Origin of the sequence: Lelliottia nimipressuralis, from assembly GCF_041464075.1 — a bacterium.
Taxonomy (GTDB): domain Bacteria; phylum Pseudomonadota; class Gammaproteobacteria; order Enterobacterales; family Enterobacteriaceae; genus Enterobacter; species Enterobacter nimipressuralis.
On the sequence record NZ_CP167172.1, the window covers coordinates 940,573 to 959,129 of the forward strand.

Genomic DNA, 18,557 nt, shown 5'->3' on the forward strand with positions numbered 1-18,557 from the left:
CCACCGAAAAGTGGACAGTAAACATATTGCCGGGCCGATATCAAAATGAGCCCGGACATTCAATGCTGAATACTGGGATCACCAGCTATATTTAACTCCCAGCATAGCCTCCGTATTGAAATAACCTTTATTCCCCACCTGCTGACCCACGTTACCCCACGCCGTAAGGTTGCGTGAAAGCTGGCCTTCGACGCCGGTTTTCAGCTCGCCAATATTTCGGGCACCGTCCTGACTAATTCTGACGCTGTTCATACTGGTTGAATAGCTGCGGGTATTATGCAGCCAGTTCGCCTCAACGAAGGGTTCAAACTCCCGGTCTTTGCCTTCGTCAATATTGCTGTGGCCTTTCAGGAAAACGCGGGTCCCCAGGCGGGTCTGGATATTTCCGTCACCGTCGCTGTTGATTCGGGTTCCGTTACCCTCCGTATGGTTGTCTGCCTTTACGCCCATCCAAGTTATCTGCGCCTGCGGCTGGATATAAACTGAATTAATGCTTTGCTTGCTGCTGCTGAATTCGCCGACTTTCCATGTATAGCCGCTCTCCAGAGAGGCGCTCAGTCCACTTGAATCGTATTTTTCCTGGGGAAGGTCTTCACCCTTAACGGTGTTTTTAAACCAGCCGTACTGTGCCCAGCTGTCTATATACAGACCTGTTTTGTCAGCATCGTTTGCATACCATGTGCCGTACAGGCCGACGCTGTAGCCATTGACCTGGCCTTTGGCGGAATAACCTGTCACGCTGGAACGAGTGTTGCTCTGGTTGTTGCCGTAACCGCCCATAATGCCAAGATGACCGCGATCCAGTCCATCGCTACTCCATTGCGCCAGATCCCCACCAAGCATCACAACGTACTGATTGCTAGTAGTTTTCAGCGAGCCGGTATTTGAGCGGGAGGAGTTATGCGTGCCAACCTGGCGGAGCCAGAGGCTGGTGACGTTTTTCTCTCCGGTAAGCGCGTCGGTGTACTGCGTTTCCCCCAGTCTGTCGTGCAACCGCGTATTAAACATGGTATTTGCCGCAGTCAGGTTTGCTGTATAACTGCCCGCTTCAGGGCGCAGCATGACATTATTACCTGTAGGCGGTTCAGGGATGCCCGGCTCTGTAGGGTTAGTCGGGTCATCAGCATCATTAGTCAGATACCAGTTTTTTTTGTTTGCGCCCGCACCGCGCCCCAGCCGGTAATCATATGCCCCTGCAACAATGCGTCCGTCCTGTAAGAATTCGCCGTCAGAACTTCCGCCGACATTGATCAATTCAATTCCGTTGAGAGTTCTGGCCCCGCTTCCCACGGTGTTAGCCACGACTACGTAAGTTGTCCCGCCAGTGTCGCCGTTGACGGTCATATGGTCAGTGGTGGAGGCGTCATTTCCAAGAGCTGTATTAAAGGCGATTTTACCGCCGTTACCTGTATAGTTGCCATTGACGGTGAGCGTATTGCCAGCCAGGGCATCGCTTCCGGTCTGGCCTACCTGAACCTGGCCGCTGTTGGTCAGATTGCCATCTATTGTCAGCGCATCGGTTGTTGACTCAGCCAGAACGGCGGCAAAGGTCACGATACTCTGCGTGACGCTGTCCTGCGAGGCCGTGCGATTCCCGACCTGAAGCAGACTTTTGTTATTTACATCCCCGGCAACCGTACCGTTGCCCGCGAGGAAGCCGTTATTAATATTAACTTCTGAGGTTGCCAGCTTAATCGGCTGGCCGCGGCTGCCAAAGGCAATGCCGCTCTGGTTAATATATGTTGTTCCTGTATAGGCTGCGCTCGCCTGCGTCAGAGTGACAACGCCCGCTCCGTTTTTAACGAGGTTGCCTGCTCCCGTTACGCTGTTAGCCAGCGTCCAGTCGGTGCCGGTAGTCAGATTTAATGTGCCCGCATCGTTGATGGTCGCACTGCCAATATGTCGGGCTTCTCCCGCCGTCAGCTGGCTGTCTGCATCAATATTAAACGTGCCGCTGAACTGTGAGTTATCCCCGGCCAGGATAATCTGGCTGGTATTTAAATCCACGTCGCCGCTGTTGCTCAGGTTGTTGAGCAGCGTGCCGCTGGCTCCATTGAGGTTAAGCAGACCGGCGTTATCGATATCGCCGCTTCCCAGACCCTCCGCGTTGGTCAGATTGACCGTGGCGCCATTCAGGATTTGCGTGCTGGCGCTCAGCGCGGTGTTTGCGCCGTTGATGTCCAGCGTGCCGCTATTAAGCGTCAGGTTTCCGGCGCCAAGCAGGCCGCCGTTTATTGTGCCACCTTGGTCAACCGTCAGGCTGCCGCTGGCAATATCAATCTGCGAATTTTCAGCGGTATCAACGCTGCCAATCGTCTGGGCAAACCCATTCATATTTAGCGCGGTGTCTCTCGCCATTTGAAGAATGGATGTTTTGCCGAGAACTCTGTTGTTATTCATCAGCAAATTACCGCTGCGAACATCGGTTATTCCGGTGTAGTCGTTATCTTTATTCGAGAGAGAAACCGTACCGTTTGCGGCATTCTCAAATGCCAAATCACCGCTGCCGGTAATTTTTGCGCTCAGGTCTGCCGCATTGCCTGAGGCGTTCTGACCGTTGAGGATCAGGGTATCGGCGCCGGTACCCTGGAGTTCCACCTGCTTCAGGGCGTAGGCGATATACAGCCCGTCTTGGTTTTCACCTGAGCTTAAACGCCAGTCCCAGGTCCCCTGAGCAACCACCTTGCCGTTCTGAAGAATGTCATCGGTAATACTGTCGGTAATTATGTTGCCACTGGCATCGGCCAGCGTCAGGTTGCCGCCGTTTCCGGTGACTGTGCCATCTGAACCAGCCAGTTTGATGGTCGTGTTTGCGTCATCCTGAGAGAGCAGCGGCAAATTATTCGCGGCGGCAGGGTATTCATTCACCATATTGCCAATGCCAACTTTAACCGTACCGCTGCCCTTCAAATCGAGATCGCGGCTTGTTTGAATGGTGTTGTCCGGCAGGGTATTACCAGGCGCGACGCTTCCAAAATCGACGGTCCCGCCTGCAAACGTTAGACCGCCGATATGCTGTTCGCCAGCTCCTACGGTCGTCACGCTGTCAGTTCCTGCCCGCAGCGTGGCATGGCCGAGCGCCTGAGTATTCAGACCACTCAGATCGAAGGTGCTGTCACCCAGCGCCAGGGTTCCGGAAAAATTGTCCCCGGCATTGTTGCCGGTAAAGCTAAAAACGTTGCCGCTTGTGTCCGTACTTATCGTCCCCGTTCCGCTCACGTGACTTTTAAACGCCGTCTGGTTGCCGTTTTGAATCGCGAGGGTGCTGGTACCGTCGAGGGTATAACCGGTGCTGGCGTTATCGTCTTTGGCATCACCCAGCGGCAATGGACTGTTATTGAGCGCCAGCGTGGAACCGTTAATGAGAGTAATGTGCTCAATCCCTTGCATAACGTTTGCCGTGCTGTGGACATATACGCTGTTGTCCATAACTAAAGTATCATTGCCCTCGCCTCCGTCTATAAGAGGAGAGGGGGCCGCAGAGGCGGCGTCTAGGTTAGTCAACTCTATCCGGTCGTTATCGGCCTCCATCATTATATTGCCCAGAATAGTGCCTTTCTCCCAGTGGAAGATATCATCCCCGGTGCTCATTCTGATTTCGCCTTTGACCGTGCCGCCGGTGACCGTCACACTGTCTGTGCCGCCGCTGACGCTAATGTTTCCACCGATTACGCTGTCGCCTCTGACAAGAATGGTGTCATTGCCGAAGCCGGTAACCAAGTTACCGACTATCTCGCCGCCGGACATATCAAAAATATTGTTATCGAGCTTCATATTAACGCGGCCAATGGTTCCTCCGGTCATCTTAGCTACGTCGCCATCTTCGAAAGCGTCCACGATGGTGCCGCCTGTCATGATGAACGTGTCCCGGTTATCTCCCTGCTGAAGCGCGCCCAGTGAGCCTCCACTCATGACAAAATCGTCAATGCCATTGCCCTGCAGGAGGGTGCCGGTGATGGTGCCGTTGCTGATGTTGGCACTGTCGGCCCCATCGCCAAAATCAACATCGCCGGTAATGGTGCCGCCGTTCACGATGAGTGAATCATTGCCGCTGCCAAAGACAACCGCCTTGCTACCGACGCCGCCCTGGATAGCCCCGCTGTTTGTCAGTTGATTATTTCCGCTGCTGCTAAACAGTACTCCTGGCCCGGTAGTTCCGGTGATAGCGCCGCTGTTATTAAGCACGCTTGTTCCTTCCCGCAGTAGCACACCAATGGTGCCTGTCAGCTGCCCGGCGTTAATGATATTGCTGCCATCACCAAGAGAAATAGCTTCCGCTCCTGCGACATTAAGTTCGCTACCTGGGGCAATATTAACGGTGACGCCTGTCACGCCGCTGGTGCTGACAATCGCAGTGGGATAGGGATTGGGGGGGGATACGTCGCACTCCACAGTTTGCCCCGTGCCAGGAAGATAATTGTCGCAGGCGGCATAAGACTGACTTGCAGAAGATAAAGCTAGGTAAATACATGTAGAAAGGAGAGAGGTCTTTCCGAGTACTGCCATAGTCATACTCCTTTTGCTTTTACCTTGACTTCATGGGTGTAACTTATTGTAATTATTAATTAAATATAAATTATCAATATTTTTAATGATTCTGTTTAAAATTACTAGTAGGAAATCTCGCCACCTAATTCATGATAAATTTAAAGTTTCTAATAGATAAAACTACAAGCTCTACTGACGTGCATATTCTTTCAGGATAGTCAGGCTTAAGCATAATGGTTAGTTAAATGCTATCCGGTCGGTGGCTGCCACTGTCCGTATCTGCTGATTTTCGGATCAATACAGCCGGTTTTCACCGACATAATCAGTCGGGTCAGGGTTTCAACCCATGTGCTCGATGGCCTGCTGTACCACGAAAGTGACCTCGAAATCAGGGAGCATTACACCGATACCGCTGGTTTCACCGATCATGTTTTTGCCCGGATGCATCTGCTGGGATTTGCATTCTGTCCACGAATTCGGGATCTCCATGACAACAAGCTGTTTATCAAAGGGAAAGCGGACCAATACCCGGCGCTTCAGTCGCTGATATCCACAACCAGCCTGAACCTGAAAGAGATCGAGATTCACCGGCGTGAGGTGCTGCGTCTGGCGACATCGATAAAGCAGGGAACCGTAACGGCATCCCTGATGCTGAAAAAGCTATCCCAAACAAAATGGCCTGGCAAAGGCGCTGAGAGAAATTGACCGCATTGAGTGAGCGCTGTTTATGTTACTGCAATTTGATAATGTCACTTTAGGGACTGCGGATGTTTTCTTGGAATGATTAAGTTGTGATCCCCAGATGCTGACTGTCCTTTATCGGGTTCATTACACCTAATGATTACTTGATTCGCTTCTCGTTATGCCAGCGTATGCTCTTGAGCTGGAGCAATCATATCAGAAGGTAACGAACGTGCGGAGCTGGGTGGCCAAATCAGCAATGTCCCGGTCGCCGGTAGCGGCTTTGAGGGTTAAATCCACTAACCGCGCCTGATCTTCCGGATGGTTACGGATTTGGATGTTGTTACGCGCCAAATAAAAAAGTGTACTGGCCAGCGCTGTGCGCTTATTGGCATCGTTGAAGATATGGCCCCGCGCTATGGCTATCCAATATAGGGCCGCCGTTTCAAAAATATCCGGAGCGGGATCGCTATAAAACTTAGCTTGCTCCACGCGCGCTATGATTGCACCCACCCTTTCCGCATCCGGCATGCCAGGAAGCCCGCCGTATAATTCGATCATACGATCGTGAATTCGCATTACGATCGCTTCATTCAGTGAAAAAATCATTTATCAGCCAAATCCTTTAAGGCATCACCAAACCGGCCCGTGATTTGGGCGAACTCCCGATCAAACTTTTCCGCTTGCCACTCCTGATACTCTTTAGCAGAAATAACCACTACATCGCCACCAATTCGGCGCGTGATGCGTACAGCTTCGCCCTGCGAAGCTTTATCCAGGATCGTGGATTGTTTTGCACGGGCTTCTGTTGCTGAAATAGTGAACATAAAAATACACCTCTTCTTTGTAATGTACAGATTAAATGTACAGTTAAACGGTAGTAGTCGCAACCTGTCAGGGACCGGATTAACACTGAAAGATATTAAGAGGAATGGATGCCCAGCTTTGTGCCTGGTCAAACCGTGCATGCCATTAGACGGTGTAGTGGTCAAGAAAAACTGGCCACGGCTTTAGAGTTTTTCCAGTATCGACTTTCCGATTCGTTTGGTGGTAATCCACCGTTATATTCATGCGGCCTGAACGTGCTGTAATAACCCACGATGTAATCTGTGATCGCATGAGCGGCTTCACTGAAGTTCATATATCCCATCACAGGAACCCACTCCTTTTTCAGGCTTCGAAAGAACCGCTCCATTGGGCTGTTATCCCAGCAATTTCCCCGCCGACTCATGCTCTGCTTTATCCTGCAACGCCACAGTAACTGCCTGAACTGTCGGCTTGTGTAGTGGCTACCTTGATCGCTGTGGAACATTACTCCCGTTGGCTTTCCCCGACGCTCCCAGGCCATTTCCAGCGCTTTCATAGTGAGTTTGCTGTCCGGTGAGAATGACATTGCCCAGCCCACGGGTTTTCTGGCGAACAGGTCGAGAATAACGGCAAGATATGCCCAGCGCTTTCCCGTCCAGATATAAGTCACGTCGCCGCACCATACCTGGTTGGGCTCGGTGACTGCGAACTGGCGAGCAAGATAGTTCGTTATAGCGATGTGCTCCTGTCCACCGCGCTTATACCGGTGTGTTGGCTGCTGGCAGCTTACAAGTCCCAGCTCTTTCATGAGCTTGCCTGCAAGCCAGCGCCCCATACGGAAGCCTTTAAGCCTTGCCATGGTGGCAATGCTCCTTGCCTCCGCAGAGCCATGACTGATGCTGTGCAATTCCTGCACCTGGCTGCGCAGCGCTGTCCGCCTGATATCCGGTTCATCAGGACGACTTTTCCAGTATTTGTAGCTGCTACGGTGAACCCCAAACACATGGCAAAGTGTTGCCACGGGATAACGCGCTCTGAGCTTCCCGATTAACGAGAACTGTTCAGGGAGTCTGACATCAAGAGCGCGGTTGTAGATTCAATTGGTCAACGCAACAGTCATGTGAAAACATGTAGTTGCGGAGGATTGTTGGATGAGACGGACATTTACAGCAAAGGAAAAAGCATCTGTTTTTGAACTGTGGAAGAACGGAAAAGGCTTCAGTGAAATAGCTAATATCCTGGGTTCAAAACCAGGAACAATCTTCACCATGTTAAGAGATACTGGTGGCATTAAACCCAATGAGCGCAAGCGGGCTGTAGCTCATCTGACGCTGCCTGAGCGCGAGGAAATACGAGCCGGTTTGTCAGCCAAAATGAGCATTCGTGCTATAGCGACTGCGCTGAATCGTAGTCCTTCGACGATCTCACGTGAAGTTCAGCGTAATCGAGGCAGGCGCTATTACAAAGCTGTTGATGCTAATAACCGGGCCAACAGGATGGCGAAAAGACCAAAACCGTGCTTACTGGATCAGAATTTACCGTTGCGAGAGCTTGTCCTGGAAAAGCTGGAGATGAAGTGGTCTCCAGAGCAAATATCAGGATGGTTAAGGCGAACGAAGGTGCGCCAAAAAACACTGCGAATATCACCTGAGACAATTTATAAAACGCTGTACTTTCGTAGCCGTGAAGCGCTACACCACCTGAATGTACAGCATCTGCGCCGGTCGCATAGCCTTCGTCATGGCAGACGCCATACCCGCAAAGGTGAAAGAGGTACGATCAACATAGTGAACGGAACGCCAATTCACGAACGCTCCCGGCATATCGATAACAGACGCTCTCTGGGGCACTGGGAAGGTGATTTAATATCAGGCACAAAAAACTCGCATATAGCCACACTTGTAGACCGAAAATCACGTTATACGATCATCCTTAGACTCAGGGGCAAAGATTCTTTCTCAGTGAATCAGGCTCTTACCGACAAATTCCTGAGCTTGCCGCCTGAACTCCGACGATCACTGACATGGGACAGAGGAATGGAGCTGGCCAGGCATCTGGAATTTACTGGCAGCACCGGAGTTAAAGTTTACTTCTGCGATCCTCAGAGTCCCTGGCAGCGGGGAACAAACGAGAACACTAATGGGCTAATTCGACAATACTTTCCCAAAAAGACATGCCTTGCCCAATATACTCAGCATGAGCTGGATCAGGTTGCAGCTCAGCTAAACAACAGACCGAGAAAGACACTGAAGTTCAAAACACCGAAAGAGATAATTGAAAGGGGTGTTGCGTTGACAGATTGAATCTACAGTAGCCTTTTTTAAAATGTCGTTTTCCATTTCAATTCGTTGAATTTTTTTCTTTAACTCACGAATTTCAATTTGTTCAGGCGTTATGGGTGAGGCTTTTGGCGTTTTGCCCTGACGTTCATCGCGCAACTGTTTAACCCAGCGCGTCATGGTAGAAAGACCGATGTCCATCGCTTTAGCCGCTTCAGCAACGGTATAATTCTGATCGACAACAAGTTGAGCTGATTCGCGTTTGAACTCTGCACTGAAATTTCTTTTTTTCATTGGGGCACCTGTATTGTTCTGAGGTGAGCATATCACCTCTGTTCAGGTGGCCAAATTCAGTAAACCATATATGGACGCCCCGGGTGATGCAAGTACTGGTTCGATGCGGTTTGCGACCATATATCCGGCGTCGTTAGTAGGTTCAATGACCTGCGCCATGATGTTATCCGAGCCCTGTTTCCTAATCACTACACCGGTATTTGATTACCCAGGTCAACTTCAGGCTGTTACAGGGACGGTAGCCGTTATCTCATCAGTGCCTGCAAACTCAGTTAAAAATGTTTTCTGTAACTTGCTGTTTTTATTCAGCTCATCGAAACGGCCTTTTGCAAATTAAAATCAATACCATCGGTCAAAACACGCCAGATAATTCTCGTCAGCTTATTCGCCAGCGCAACCGTAGTTTTCAGGAACCCTCGACGGGCCTCCAGCCTTTGCAGCCAAATACTCAGGCGATCATCGCGCTTTTTCATACAGCGCATTACAGATCGCGCACCATGAATAATGAGAGTTCTCAGACTCCGGTTGCCATTCTTCGTCACTGAATACAGGCGTTGTTTTCCGCCCGAACTGTGCTGGCGGGGAACCAGTCCGCACCATGCAGATAATTCTCGCCCACTCGAGAACTGTGTGGCATCAACTATCGCTGATAAACGCGGCTGCAATCAGGGGACCGACGCCCGGGATTGTTAATAGATGGCGGTACGCGATTTGTTGTGATGACAGCGCTGTAATTTCGTTATCCAGACTGTTAATTCGTTCATTTAATGCCTGCATATCTTCCCGCAGCGAGGACAGCAGCCGACGAAGAGTGAATGTCAGGCTGTTTGAGGCATCTTCAATCAGCTCCGGTAGCTGTTGCTGGAGACGCAGGATCCCGACAGGAATAGTGAAGCCATATTCAGCGAGCAGAGAACGAAGCTGGTTGGCCAGCGCCGTTCTCTGCTCAACCATCAGTTGACGTGTGTTCCGAAGCGCCTTGATATCCTGCTGCTCTGTGGTTTTTACACAAACAAAGTGAATGCCCGGGCGAAATGCTGTCTCGCAAATTGCCAGCGCATCATTGGCATCATTTTTTTGGCTACGGACAAAAGCTTTTACGTGTTGTGCGGGGATGAGTCTGACGCAGTAGCCCATAGATGCGAAGGTTCGCCCCCAAAAATGCGAAGTGGCGCAGGCTTCCATAGCAACAAGAGTTCCAGGTTCAAACTGTCGGATAGTATCCAGCAATTTAGAACGAGAGATTTTTTTGTTCCATGCGACGGAGCCATCCACCATCCAGACGCAGACCTGAAAAACTGATTTGGCGATATCAATACCAACAACTCTGATCGTGCTCATGTGATTTACTCCCGTAGTAAACGCAGACAGTAAAGTATGGCACTGGCTGCTTTAGGAAAGGGCGTCCATCACATCACTACACATCAGGGTGGCAAGTTCAACGATCGTGCGATTGATGAAGACAATAAGTCTGCCCGGTGTGTCTGATGGTAAAAAAGGGCTCACGACAGCTTGTCCTTTGTCTAAGCCGCTCACGAAAGGGTCAATCGTCAGTTCGTGGCTGGCTCTGGCTGTGCTCTGTTGGCTTATCTGACACTTCCCCCGAATGAGCGTTCTTCCTTGTTGTAGGATTTGGTGTGTTCTTTGGCAAAATAGCTTAAGTGGCTCCGTAGTTTCAGTAACTGTTGCCCAAAGCGGTCCACCCGAAGACACTCCAGCGAATGTGGCGTATTGTTGAAGGTTACCAGCGTTCTGTACTCAGGCGTTTCGAGCAGATTTAACGCACTCAACCAGGCCTCGCTGATATAGCTCCCCAGATTATGGTCTTCCGTCGAATAATTCCCTAAGCCGTTAAAGGTATCTTTATTAACAAATATCGCTGCGTGGTAGTGCGATTTACCGCTCTCTCCAACTTCACGCACCCAGATGTATCTCAGATCCGTTGAACACACCTGGAGCCCCTCCCGCTTACGGCGCTGTTGATGGGCATTTATCCGCGACCTCAGCGCTCCGGTGAAGCGTTCCATTAAGCCCGGTCTCAAATCAGGGGCACAGGCGATGCTGTCATCTGCATCACGATGCTCAGGCAGTCTGAGTACGAAGGTGAAAACGGATGTTCTGGCGTGGGCTTTTATTGCTTTGTTGATGATTTCAGTCATACGATTCATATAGCCAGAGTTCAGGGGGCCAAATTTACTGTTAGTCATGAAGATTGCTCCAGTAGGTATATTGCAGATGTTCGCAATCCCTGTCAGAACAAATGACCGTGAGGGATGCACTCATGGGGATTAAGCTTTCAGAAGGTGAAACGTCATGATACTACCGGGTACTTGTCAATTGACGGAGATAAGAGGCTTGTCAATCAATGCACTTTAAGGTTTATATTTACGTGATAATGAAGTAAGGGTGATTTAAGTGACTGATGGCCATCACACCTGAATGATCAGTAGTGAGAAGTGAGCTAGGGTAATTTTATCGCTGATGACAGTTTTATCTCTTTAATATTTACTTAATGTCGATGTAAGGGTGGGTTTGATATTTAATGTGCCACTTTCATCTAGTTATTTATATTTCAAGTCTCGATCGACTTTCTGTTATTATACGGCTGTATACTTTACAATCCTGTCTTGCGTTTATGTGCATTTTTTGAGGCTGTATCTTAATGCATAGCTGATTTATAATCTGCTTTATGTATGTGTTATCTATCTATGGATTGCCTTGAATATAATGCATCAATATAAACAATTATTATTTCATGCATCTCTAAAGACTACTCTGTATATAATATATATACTGTAAAAGAATTGTGGCTAATTACTATGCAGAGCCGCGCAGGACACGCTTAGATAATTTTTCATCGTCTGAATTTTACTCCAGGGTTATCGATTCAGAACATAAACGAAAATCTGATAATCAGGACATCTGGGAGTGCTCATGGACAACATCTGTTTTGCCCATTTTTGCTTCAGCCAGACTACCTCGGACAAAGCCTTGCTTCCACTGTTTTAGCTCAGTTACCCCGGGAGTCTGCTATGCGCTGCTGCACCCAGGCTTCCACTTCGCTTTTCAGCCAACGCGAGCTACGACCCAGTTTGATTGGCTTAGGGAAGTGTCCTTCGCTAATCAGTTTGTAGAACCATTTGTCTGTCATTTCGGTGTAGGTGGTGATGAAAGCCATATCGACCAGCTGGTCGTTAAGCAGGGCCGTTGATGTATTCATGATGAGAACTCCTTTACGTTGAATGTGAAAAGGAGGAATGACTGTTTCAGGTATGAGATGCAGCCTTCCTCAGAGGATGGAAGGCCGTGTAAAAAATTAATTAGACAGACGGGTATCCACTTTCAACAGGCGCGTCAGTGATGTGTTAAACCCCGCCTCTTCTGCCCGGACTAAGGCCGTGCGCACATAGTTCATAGCGCACAGTGGCACGCTGGAGTGGAGATTGATGGTGTAGTATTTTTTTAACGAAACATCTTATCCATGAGGTTACTAACGGAGTCAGTACCCTGCAGAAAGGCCAGCTGGGTACAATTGCAGATTGATATGTCATTTTTATAATGCACTGTTATTCAAAATAAAATAATAAAGTGACCTACTTTTATAGGTTGCTTTATTATTTTCATTAAAATATAAATAACCTGTAATTCTTACTTTGTAGGTTACTTTTTATTTTTTAGTTTGTATGATTGTAAGCCATCTTTGCACGGCATCAGATATGGACAGGTTGTCGGAGATGGAAGGCAAACCAGAAGATAAGTACAGGGAAACCAGGTGAGGGGTGAGGATTTATGGCATATAAATTTAAGGCAACAATGTACTATTCGGATGAGGAGACGAAAGCGTTTCTTCAGAGCAAGGCGGTGAAGTCCAGTGGGAAAAAAAGCGAATCCCACTATCTTTACTCTCTGGTAAAGAACGAAAGAGAAGGCCTGCAGCAGGCTGATAATGAGGGTAAGAGCAAACCCGCTTCAGTAGAGCTTTATCCCGAATTTATTACGTCACGTGAATTCACTGTGAGTGGCCAGATTGAATTTGCGGGACTTGCTCACGGATATCAGCAACAGGAAAAAGAAAGCGCCCTGATGCGGTTAAAGCACAAATCTTTAATGGGAGTGATTGATATCAAAATTGAAGAAGGTGTCCTGCAACAGGATGGTTTTAAATGTGAGGGACAAAACGAAGGCCACTTTCTGGTCGTGCTAAAGACAAATGTCGCGTGTTATTATAGTACCCCCTATGCTGAATATGGCCTTTACGAAGGGATGTTCACCGCAACATGCAGGGTTATTATCGTCAACAGGGAGTTATGGGACAGGCACGACGGGAAGTTTAATTTTGAAAAATTACGCTACATAAAATATGAAGATATTGCCAAAGCAGGGCGGGGAATACCCAGGGGGCTTTGTAAGGTGGCGGAGATATCCACTAAAGATAAAACCGGCGCATTCTTTATACCGGTGTCAACGTTACCCGTGAAATTTCCAGAAAAGACCAACCGTGCACCCGTCCTTATCAAGGGCGTTGATGTTTCTTTCCATAAAGAACGTCTGAAATTAAAAGCAATGAATGAAACGCAAAAGAAAAGACATTCCGGGAAGATATTAACCCTTCCCGGTGAGTTGTAAATAATTTCAGCCCAACATTACCCCTGTGATAACAAACAAGATTATTTTTATCACAGGTGAAATATGCACAATGATTCTCCGGAAGAAACGCCATTCAGGCAGCTGCTCTCCCGGCTGCCTCCTGACGCTGCACGTCAGATACAACAACAACTCCACAGCGTCATAAATTATGAGCCCCGCATCGGCCTGATGGGCAAAACGGGTTCAGGCAAATCCAGTCTGTGCAATACGCTGTTCAGCCCTCCTCCCGCCAGCGTTGACGCTGTCAAAGGCTGTACCCGTCGGGTGCAGCGCTGGCAGGTCCAGCACGGTTCCCGAATGCTTCATATTGTCGATTTCCCGGGTATTGCTGAGAGCCCGGAACTTGATGCCCTTTACCAGAGGCTTTACCTGGCCTGGTCCTCAAGGCTGGATGTGATTGTGTGGGTACTGAAAGCGGATGAGCGTGCATGGAATGACGACCTTCGCTGCTATCGCTCACTGAGGGAGGCGGGTGTCGCCCCGGCGCGCTTTCTGTTTGTCCTCAGCCAGGCAGACAAGACAGAGCCTTGCCGGGAGTGGGATACCGTGAGCCACTGTCCTTCTCCTCGCCAGGCTGAAAATCTGCATGCCAAAGCTGTTCTGGCCGCTACCCTGTTTGCCACTGCCCATCCCGTTATTGCCGTTTCTGCTGCAGAGTATTACAACCTGGACCGCTGGGCTGAAGCGCTGATACTGGCGCTGCCGCCACATAGCTGCAGTGCTGTTTCCCGTCACCTTGATCCTGAGCTGCGTACCTACTGCGTTAGCGACACGGCCCGGGCAGGCTTTGTCCGTATCACGGGTGACATATTTGATGAGGCTGTGAACACACTGGCGCTTTCAGACGTGCTGATACGCCAGCTCAGACAGCTGCGCCACGCGCTGCTCTGTGCTGCCCGTGCTCTCTGGCATCTTCTTTTCTGGCGATGACTCTCCTGCCGTTTCGATCTGTTTCGACGATCGATAAGCAAATAAGTGATAGTCATAAACTATCGAATGTTCGTTACCTATCGTTATTTCTGATAGATAAAAACGATCGGTATGCCTTTATCGATCTGAATTAACGATTATCACATCAGAAAGTTAGCCAGTACGATCTGCGCTGAAAATAACCTGCAGACTCTTTGCCAGTCATTCCAGTAAGTTGTTTATAAAGGAGCTTTTCCATGTTTTTGTTTATCACTGTCTTTAATAAAGAAAATATTATTCAGGGGGAAACGGAATGAAATCCTATACACTCCTGCGCCACGACCTCTTTGCCTGGTGTCTGGCGGTTGTGCTCCCGGCGCTCTGGATTGTCCTGGTCCTGAGTTTTCCCCAAATCGTCGCGCTTATCCTTTATATGGTCATAGCCCTGGTCTGGGTGTTGCTGGACCGGACAAACCTGATGAAGCAAGGCATCACGCCACCTTCCTTTCTCGGGTTCTGGTTCCCGGTGGTGTACCTGCGTCAGCGTGATCAGATGCACGGCAAACCCTGGCGGCTGATGCAGGTCTGGCTGTTGTGTACGGTGATGTCATTTATGGCGATTTATCTGTTTAACCGTCAGTCAGGCACGGAAAATCTCGCACAACGTGCCTGCAGTGTAGTGACGAAGATTCTGCAGGATGAAGGATCCGACGAACGTTGTATCCGTGTGAAGAATATGCAGGAAGAAGTGAACGACCGTTTCTGGCGGGCACAGGCATTACTGAACACCGGCGCTCAGGAGCCTGTGACCATTGAGCGCAAGGGCCGGGATATTTATGTCGTATTACCCGAAGCGGGGGAGTAAAAAAATGGAACACGTCAAAAGTATTACCTGTCATTTACTGTTAAATGCAGTGATTTTATTTGCGGTCACGTCAGAGGCGTCTGCCGCCACACCGGACACGTTGCGTCAGGTGCATTATCAGCGCTGCGCCAAACCGGTGTTTTACGCCCAGACTACAAACCACAAAAAGGAGGTAGAAATTTGTATTGTCACCCCGTCGGTTTCGTATTCGTTCGGTAAGGTGGGGGCAGGAAGCAAAGAGATGGATATCACCGTCCCGGCGCAGGCAACCTATTACGCATACCAAAGCAATCAAGTCATCAGCATTCAGGATTTTACGGTCAGAAATGGGGATACAAGCTATCAGGTTTCAGCGGGTTCGAATGATTCAGGGGAACCTTTTGCATCGCTTTATGTATATAAAGGCACGCCGGAGACTGGAAAACTGCTGACCGAAATAAAGCTCGACCCGAATACGGTGGCCAACAACATCAGCCATTCTCTGGCGAATGAGGGGGTTGTTCAGTCAGACAGCCTTTGATAATCCGGGCCTCTCCGGACAGTCATTTCTGGCCCGTCCGGTTACAAGGGAATGCTCCCGAACCCTGGCTCATATAACCGACGACTCTCTCTTCATACGCATCACACACAAGGCTGTCCCCTCCGGGGAATGGCCTTTTTGCTTTTTTACCGTCTGATTCATTCGAGGAGTTTTCACATGCGATTAGCCAGCCGTTTTGGCCGTATAAACCAGATACGCCGTTACCGGCCTCTGACCCACGAAGAGCTGATGAGCCATGTACCCAGCGTGTTCGGGAGTGACATGCATGAATCACGCTCAGACCGTTTTACCTACATCCCGACCATCACCATCCTCGAAAGTCTGGAGCGGGAAGGCTTTGAGCCGTTCTTTGCCTGCCAGACGAAGGTTCGGGACCAGAGCAAACGGGAGCACACCAAACACATGCTTCGCCTGCGTCGTGTCGGTCAACTGACCGGGCATCAGGTACCGGAAATCATTTTGCTCAACAGTCATGACGGCTCCTCAAGCTATCAGATGCTACCGGGGCTGTTTCGTGGCGTCTGTACCAATGGTCTGGTCTGCGGTCAGTCATTCGGAAAAGTGCGGGTACCGCATGAAGGGAATGTTGTTGAGAGGGTGATTGAAGGGGCTTACGAAGTGCTCGGCGTGTTTGACCGGGTGGAGGAGAAACGCGATGCGATGCAGTCGCTGGCGCTGCCAGCACCTGCACGTCACGCACTGGCGAATGCTGCACTGAAGTATCGATTTGGTGAGGACCACCAGCCAGTCACGTTATCGCAGTTGCTGACTCCGCGTCGTAGAGAGGACTACAACGATGACCTTTGGACCGTCTATCAGCGCGTGCAGGAGAACCTGATACAAGGCGGTCTGTTAGGGCGAACCGTACAGGGAAAAAGCAGCCGCACCCGTGCTGTTACCGGTATTGATGGCGATGTGAAGCTCAATCGTGCCCTGTGGGTTATGGCAGAAAACATGCTCGAGTTTTTCGGGCGTCAACCAACCGTTCCGGCATAAGGAGATAATTTAATGGATACACAAAACCTTCAGTTCGCTGAGCAGTCAGCAATTACTGCCTCGGTGATCCCTGACGAGTTACACGTCGGCTTCTGGCCACAGCACTTTGGCACCATCCCGCAATGGATAACGCTTGAGCCCCGGATCTTTGCCTGGATGGACCGGCTGTGTACCGATTATCACGGCGGTATCTGGAATTTTTTGACGCTCAGTAACGGTGGTGCTTTTATGGCTCCCGAGTTAGAGCAAGATGAAAAGTGGAGATTGTTCAACAGTATGAACGGTAACGGCGCGGAACTTACTGGCGAGGCCGCAGGGATAGTCGCCTGCCTGATGGCTTACAACCACCATGCCTGTCGTACCGAGTGTGACGCGATGACTGAGCACTATTATCGCTTACGAGACTTCGCGTTGAACCATCCAGAGTGCAGCGCCATTATGCATCTCATCGACTGAGGCATACCGAACATGAATACCGCAATACCCTCACTGTTATCGCAGCCTGAGCTCTTTCCGGTGTCGGTCATGGCTCAGCATTGCTGTTTATTCCCTACTACTTCCGGACTGACACCCTACGCCCAACGGACCATTCGTCGGGCTATCAACCTGCTGGATAAATATCTGCGTCAGCCCGGTATAGCCTTTACCTCAAGCACTGCTGCCCGTGACTGGCTTCGGTTACAGCTGGCCGGACAGGAGCGGGAAGTGTTTATGGTGCTCTACCTCGATAACCAACACCGTTTAATGGAGAGCGAAACGCTATTTGCCGGTTCAGTTAACCATGTGCAGGTTCATTCCCGTGAGGTTGTGAAGTCGGCGCTTCGCTTCAATGCTGCAGCGGTAGTACTGGCGCATAACCATCCCTCCGGCGATCCGGAGCCCAGCAAAGCCGATCGCCAGATGACTGACAAACTGAAGGAAGTGCTGGGACTGGTTGATGTGAAAACACTCGATCACCTGGTTGTCGGCCAGGACGGCATTGTGTCGTTTGCGGAGCGAGGGTGGATATGAAAATAATCAGTAAACGCCAGGCAATGGCCTTGTACCGTCAGCATCCTGGCTTCCGGCTGTTTCGCTTCTGTATCGGCAAATATAAATGGTCAGGCAGTATCTGCCATTATGCTGGCCGGGAAGTTCAGGACATACGTGGCGTTCTGGCCGTGTTTGCTGAACGTCGTCAGGACCGCAATGGTCCCTATGCCATTCTTCGAAGTGTCACTCTCAATTAATCCTTCCCTTTAATCAGGAACAATAATGAACAATCATTCGGAATCCGGCACCAGGCCGGAGAATTCCGCCATCCAGCAGTGGGGACTGAAGCGCGATATAACACCGTGTTTTGGCGCACGTCTGGTTCAGCAGGGCAACCGTCTGCACTATCTGGCTGACCGTGCAGGGTTTAGCGGGGCGTTCACCGACGATGTTGCAATGCGCCTCGATCAGGCATTTCCGTTAATGATGAAGCAACTTGAGCTGATGCTGACCAGTGGGGCGCTTAACCCTCGCCATCCGCACTGCGTCACGCTTTTCCACAACGGGCTCACCTGCGAAGCCGATACGCTTGGTAGTTGTGGCTACGTATACATAGCCGTTTATCCCACTCAACGTTAATTACGTTCACGAGAGAAAAAATGAAATTTCTACCTGCAACAAATATGCGGGCGGCGAAGTCATGCCTGATGCCTGTGGCTATCTGGCTAATGTTACTTACTCGTCTGCTTGAACAGCACTATGGTCTGATGCTAAGCGACACACCTTTTATTGATGAAACCGTTATAAAGGAGCATATCGATGCCGGTATCACTCTGGCTAATGCCGTTAACTTTCTGGTGGAGAAGTATGAGTTAGTCCGTATCGATCGCAGTGGATTTTCCTCACAGGAACAAGCGCCATATCTGACCGTGACAGATATCCTTCATGTCAGGAAAGCATGCGGATTAATGAACAATTATTCTTATCGGGAAGTAAGTAATATTGTTCTTAGCCGATCGCGTCAGTGAGAGGCGGCTTAAAGAGCTGAGAAGATTTGCACGGACTGTGAAGTAATTGG

Annotated in this window: 16 protein-coding genes and 4 pseudogenes; 12 read left to right on the forward strand and 8 right to left on the reverse strand. The window is 49.8% G+C overall.

Going from position 1 to position 18,557, the window contains the following annotated elements:
- Positions 1 to 78: 78 nt before the first annotated feature.
- On the reverse strand, positions 79 to 4,392 hold the full coding sequence (locus ACB496_RS04380) for an autotransporter outer membrane beta-barrel domain-containing protein (protein ID WP_371974543.1): 4,314 nt from the start codon (positions 4,390 to 4,392) through the stop codon (positions 79 to 81).
- A gap of 405 nt (positions 4,393 to 4,797) precedes the next feature.
- Between ACB496_RS04380 and ACB496_RS04385 the strand changes: the two are divergent.
- Positions 4,798 to 5,203: pseudogene (locus ACB496_RS04385) on the forward strand (Tn3 family transposase); the annotation flags it as partial.
- 182 nt (positions 5,204 to 5,385) lie between these two features.
- Here the strand turns inward: ACB496_RS04385 and ACB496_RS04390 are convergent.
- The 3 genes and pseudogenes from ACB496_RS04390 to ACB496_RS04400 form a co-directional block, all read right to left on the reverse strand.
- Positions 5,386 to 5,778, reverse strand: coding sequence for a type II toxin-antitoxin system death-on-curing family toxin (locus ACB496_RS04390; protein ID WP_371974544.1), 393 nt, complete (start codon positions 5,776 to 5,778; stop codon positions 5,386 to 5,388).
- Positions 5,775 to 5,996, reverse strand: coding sequence for a type II toxin-antitoxin system Phd/YefM family antitoxin (locus ACB496_RS04395; RefSeq protein ID WP_181828015.1), 222 nt, complete (start codon positions 5,994 to 5,996; stop codon positions 5,775 to 5,777). Before ACB496_RS04395 ends, ACB496_RS04390 begins: the two co-directional genes overlap by 4 nt.
- Before the next feature lie 161 nt (positions 5,997 to 6,157).
- A pseudogene (locus tag ACB496_RS04400) lies at positions 6,158 to 7,063 on the reverse strand (IS3 family transposase); the annotation flags it as partial.
- 64 nt (positions 7,064 to 7,127) lie between these two features.
- Here ACB496_RS04400 and ACB496_RS04405 point away from each other — a divergent pair.
- Positions 7,128 to 8,279 carry an IS30 family transposase gene (locus ACB496_RS04405; protein ID WP_371974542.1) on the forward strand — a complete coding sequence of 384 codons (1,152 nt, stop codon included), beginning with the start codon at positions 7,128 to 7,130 and terminating at the stop codon, positions 8,277 to 8,279.
- A gap of 12 nt (positions 8,280 to 8,291) precedes the next feature.
- Here the strand turns inward: ACB496_RS04405 and ACB496_RS04410 are convergent.
- The 4 genes and pseudogenes from ACB496_RS04410 to ACB496_RS04425 all read right to left on the reverse strand — a co-directional run.
- A pseudogene (locus ACB496_RS04410) lies at positions 8,292 to 8,549 on the reverse strand (transposase); the annotation flags it as partial.
- 305 nt (positions 8,550 to 8,854) lie between these two features.
- Positions 8,855 to 9,890, reverse strand: a pseudogene (locus tag ACB496_RS04415) (IS110 family transposase).
- Positions 9,891 to 10,135: 245 nt separating this feature from the next.
- Positions 10,136 to 10,756, reverse strand: coding sequence for an inovirus Gp2 family protein (locus ACB496_RS04420; protein WP_371974545.1), 621 nt, complete (start codon positions 10,754 to 10,756; stop codon positions 10,136 to 10,138).
- Positions 10,757 to 11,559: 803 nt separating this feature from the next.
- Positions 11,560 to 11,769, reverse strand: coding sequence for a helix-turn-helix transcriptional regulator (locus tag ACB496_RS04425; protein WP_371974546.1), 210 nt, complete (start codon positions 11,767 to 11,769; stop codon positions 11,560 to 11,562).
- A gap of 569 nt (positions 11,770 to 12,338) precedes the next feature.
- On the opposite strand from ACB496_RS04425, the gene ACB496_RS04430 reads away from it, so the two are divergent.
- From ACB496_RS04430 to ACB496_RS04475, 10 genes are all read left to right on the forward strand, one after another.
- Complete coding sequence (locus tag ACB496_RS04430; protein WP_371974547.1) at positions 12,339 to 13,175, forward strand: hypothetical protein; 837 nt, start codon at positions 12,339 to 12,341, stop codon at positions 13,173 to 13,175.
- Between the two features lie 63 nt (positions 13,176 to 13,238).
- Entirely contained in the window at positions 13,239 to 14,126 is an 888-nt protein-coding gene (locus ACB496_RS04435; RefSeq protein WP_371974548.1) for a GTPase family protein, read from the forward strand.
- 292 nt (positions 14,127 to 14,418) lie between these two features.
- Complete coding sequence (locus ACB496_RS04440) at positions 14,419 to 14,970, forward strand: hypothetical protein (RefSeq protein ID WP_371974549.1); 552 nt, start codon at positions 14,419 to 14,421, stop codon at positions 14,968 to 14,970.
- Between the two features lie 4 nt (positions 14,971 to 14,974).
- Complete coding sequence (locus tag ACB496_RS04445; protein ID WP_371974550.1) at positions 14,975 to 15,490, forward strand: hypothetical protein; 516 nt, start codon at positions 14,975 to 14,977, stop codon at positions 15,488 to 15,490.
- Between the two features lie 177 nt (positions 15,491 to 15,667).
- Complete coding sequence (locus tag ACB496_RS04450; RefSeq protein ID WP_371974551.1) at positions 15,668 to 16,507, forward strand: DUF932 domain-containing protein; 840 nt, start codon at positions 15,668 to 15,670, stop codon at positions 16,505 to 16,507.
- Between the two features lie 12 nt (positions 16,508 to 16,519).
- On the forward strand, positions 16,520 to 16,963 hold the full coding sequence (locus tag ACB496_RS04455) for an antirestriction protein (protein ID WP_371974552.1): 444 nt from the start codon (positions 16,520 to 16,522) through the stop codon (positions 16,961 to 16,963).
- 12 nt (positions 16,964 to 16,975) lie between these two features.
- Positions 16,976 to 17,518 carry a RadC family protein gene (gene radC / locus ACB496_RS04460; RefSeq protein ID WP_371974553.1) on the forward strand — a complete coding sequence of 181 codons (543 nt, stop codon included), beginning with the start codon at positions 16,976 to 16,978 and terminating at the stop codon, positions 17,516 to 17,518.
- Positions 17,515 to 17,736: a DUF987 domain-containing protein gene (locus tag ACB496_RS04465; protein ID WP_371974554.1), complete on the forward strand. Its 222-nt coding sequence runs from the start codon at positions 17,515 to 17,517 to the stop codon at positions 17,734 to 17,736. Before radC ends, ACB496_RS04465 begins: the two co-directional genes overlap by 4 nt.
- A gap of 25 nt (positions 17,737 to 17,761) precedes the next feature.
- Positions 17,762 to 18,118 (forward strand): type IV toxin-antitoxin system YeeU family antitoxin, encoded by a 357-nt coding sequence (locus ACB496_RS04470; RefSeq protein ID WP_371974555.1) that lies wholly within the window; start codon positions 17,762 to 17,764, stop codon positions 18,116 to 18,118.
- A gap of 20 nt (positions 18,119 to 18,138) precedes the next feature.
- Positions 18,139 to 18,507, forward strand: a complete 369-nt coding sequence (locus ACB496_RS04475; protein ID WP_371974556.1) for a TA system toxin CbtA family protein — start codon at positions 18,139 to 18,141, stop codon at positions 18,505 to 18,507.
- The last annotated feature ends 50 nt before the right edge of the window (positions 18,508 to 18,557 follow it).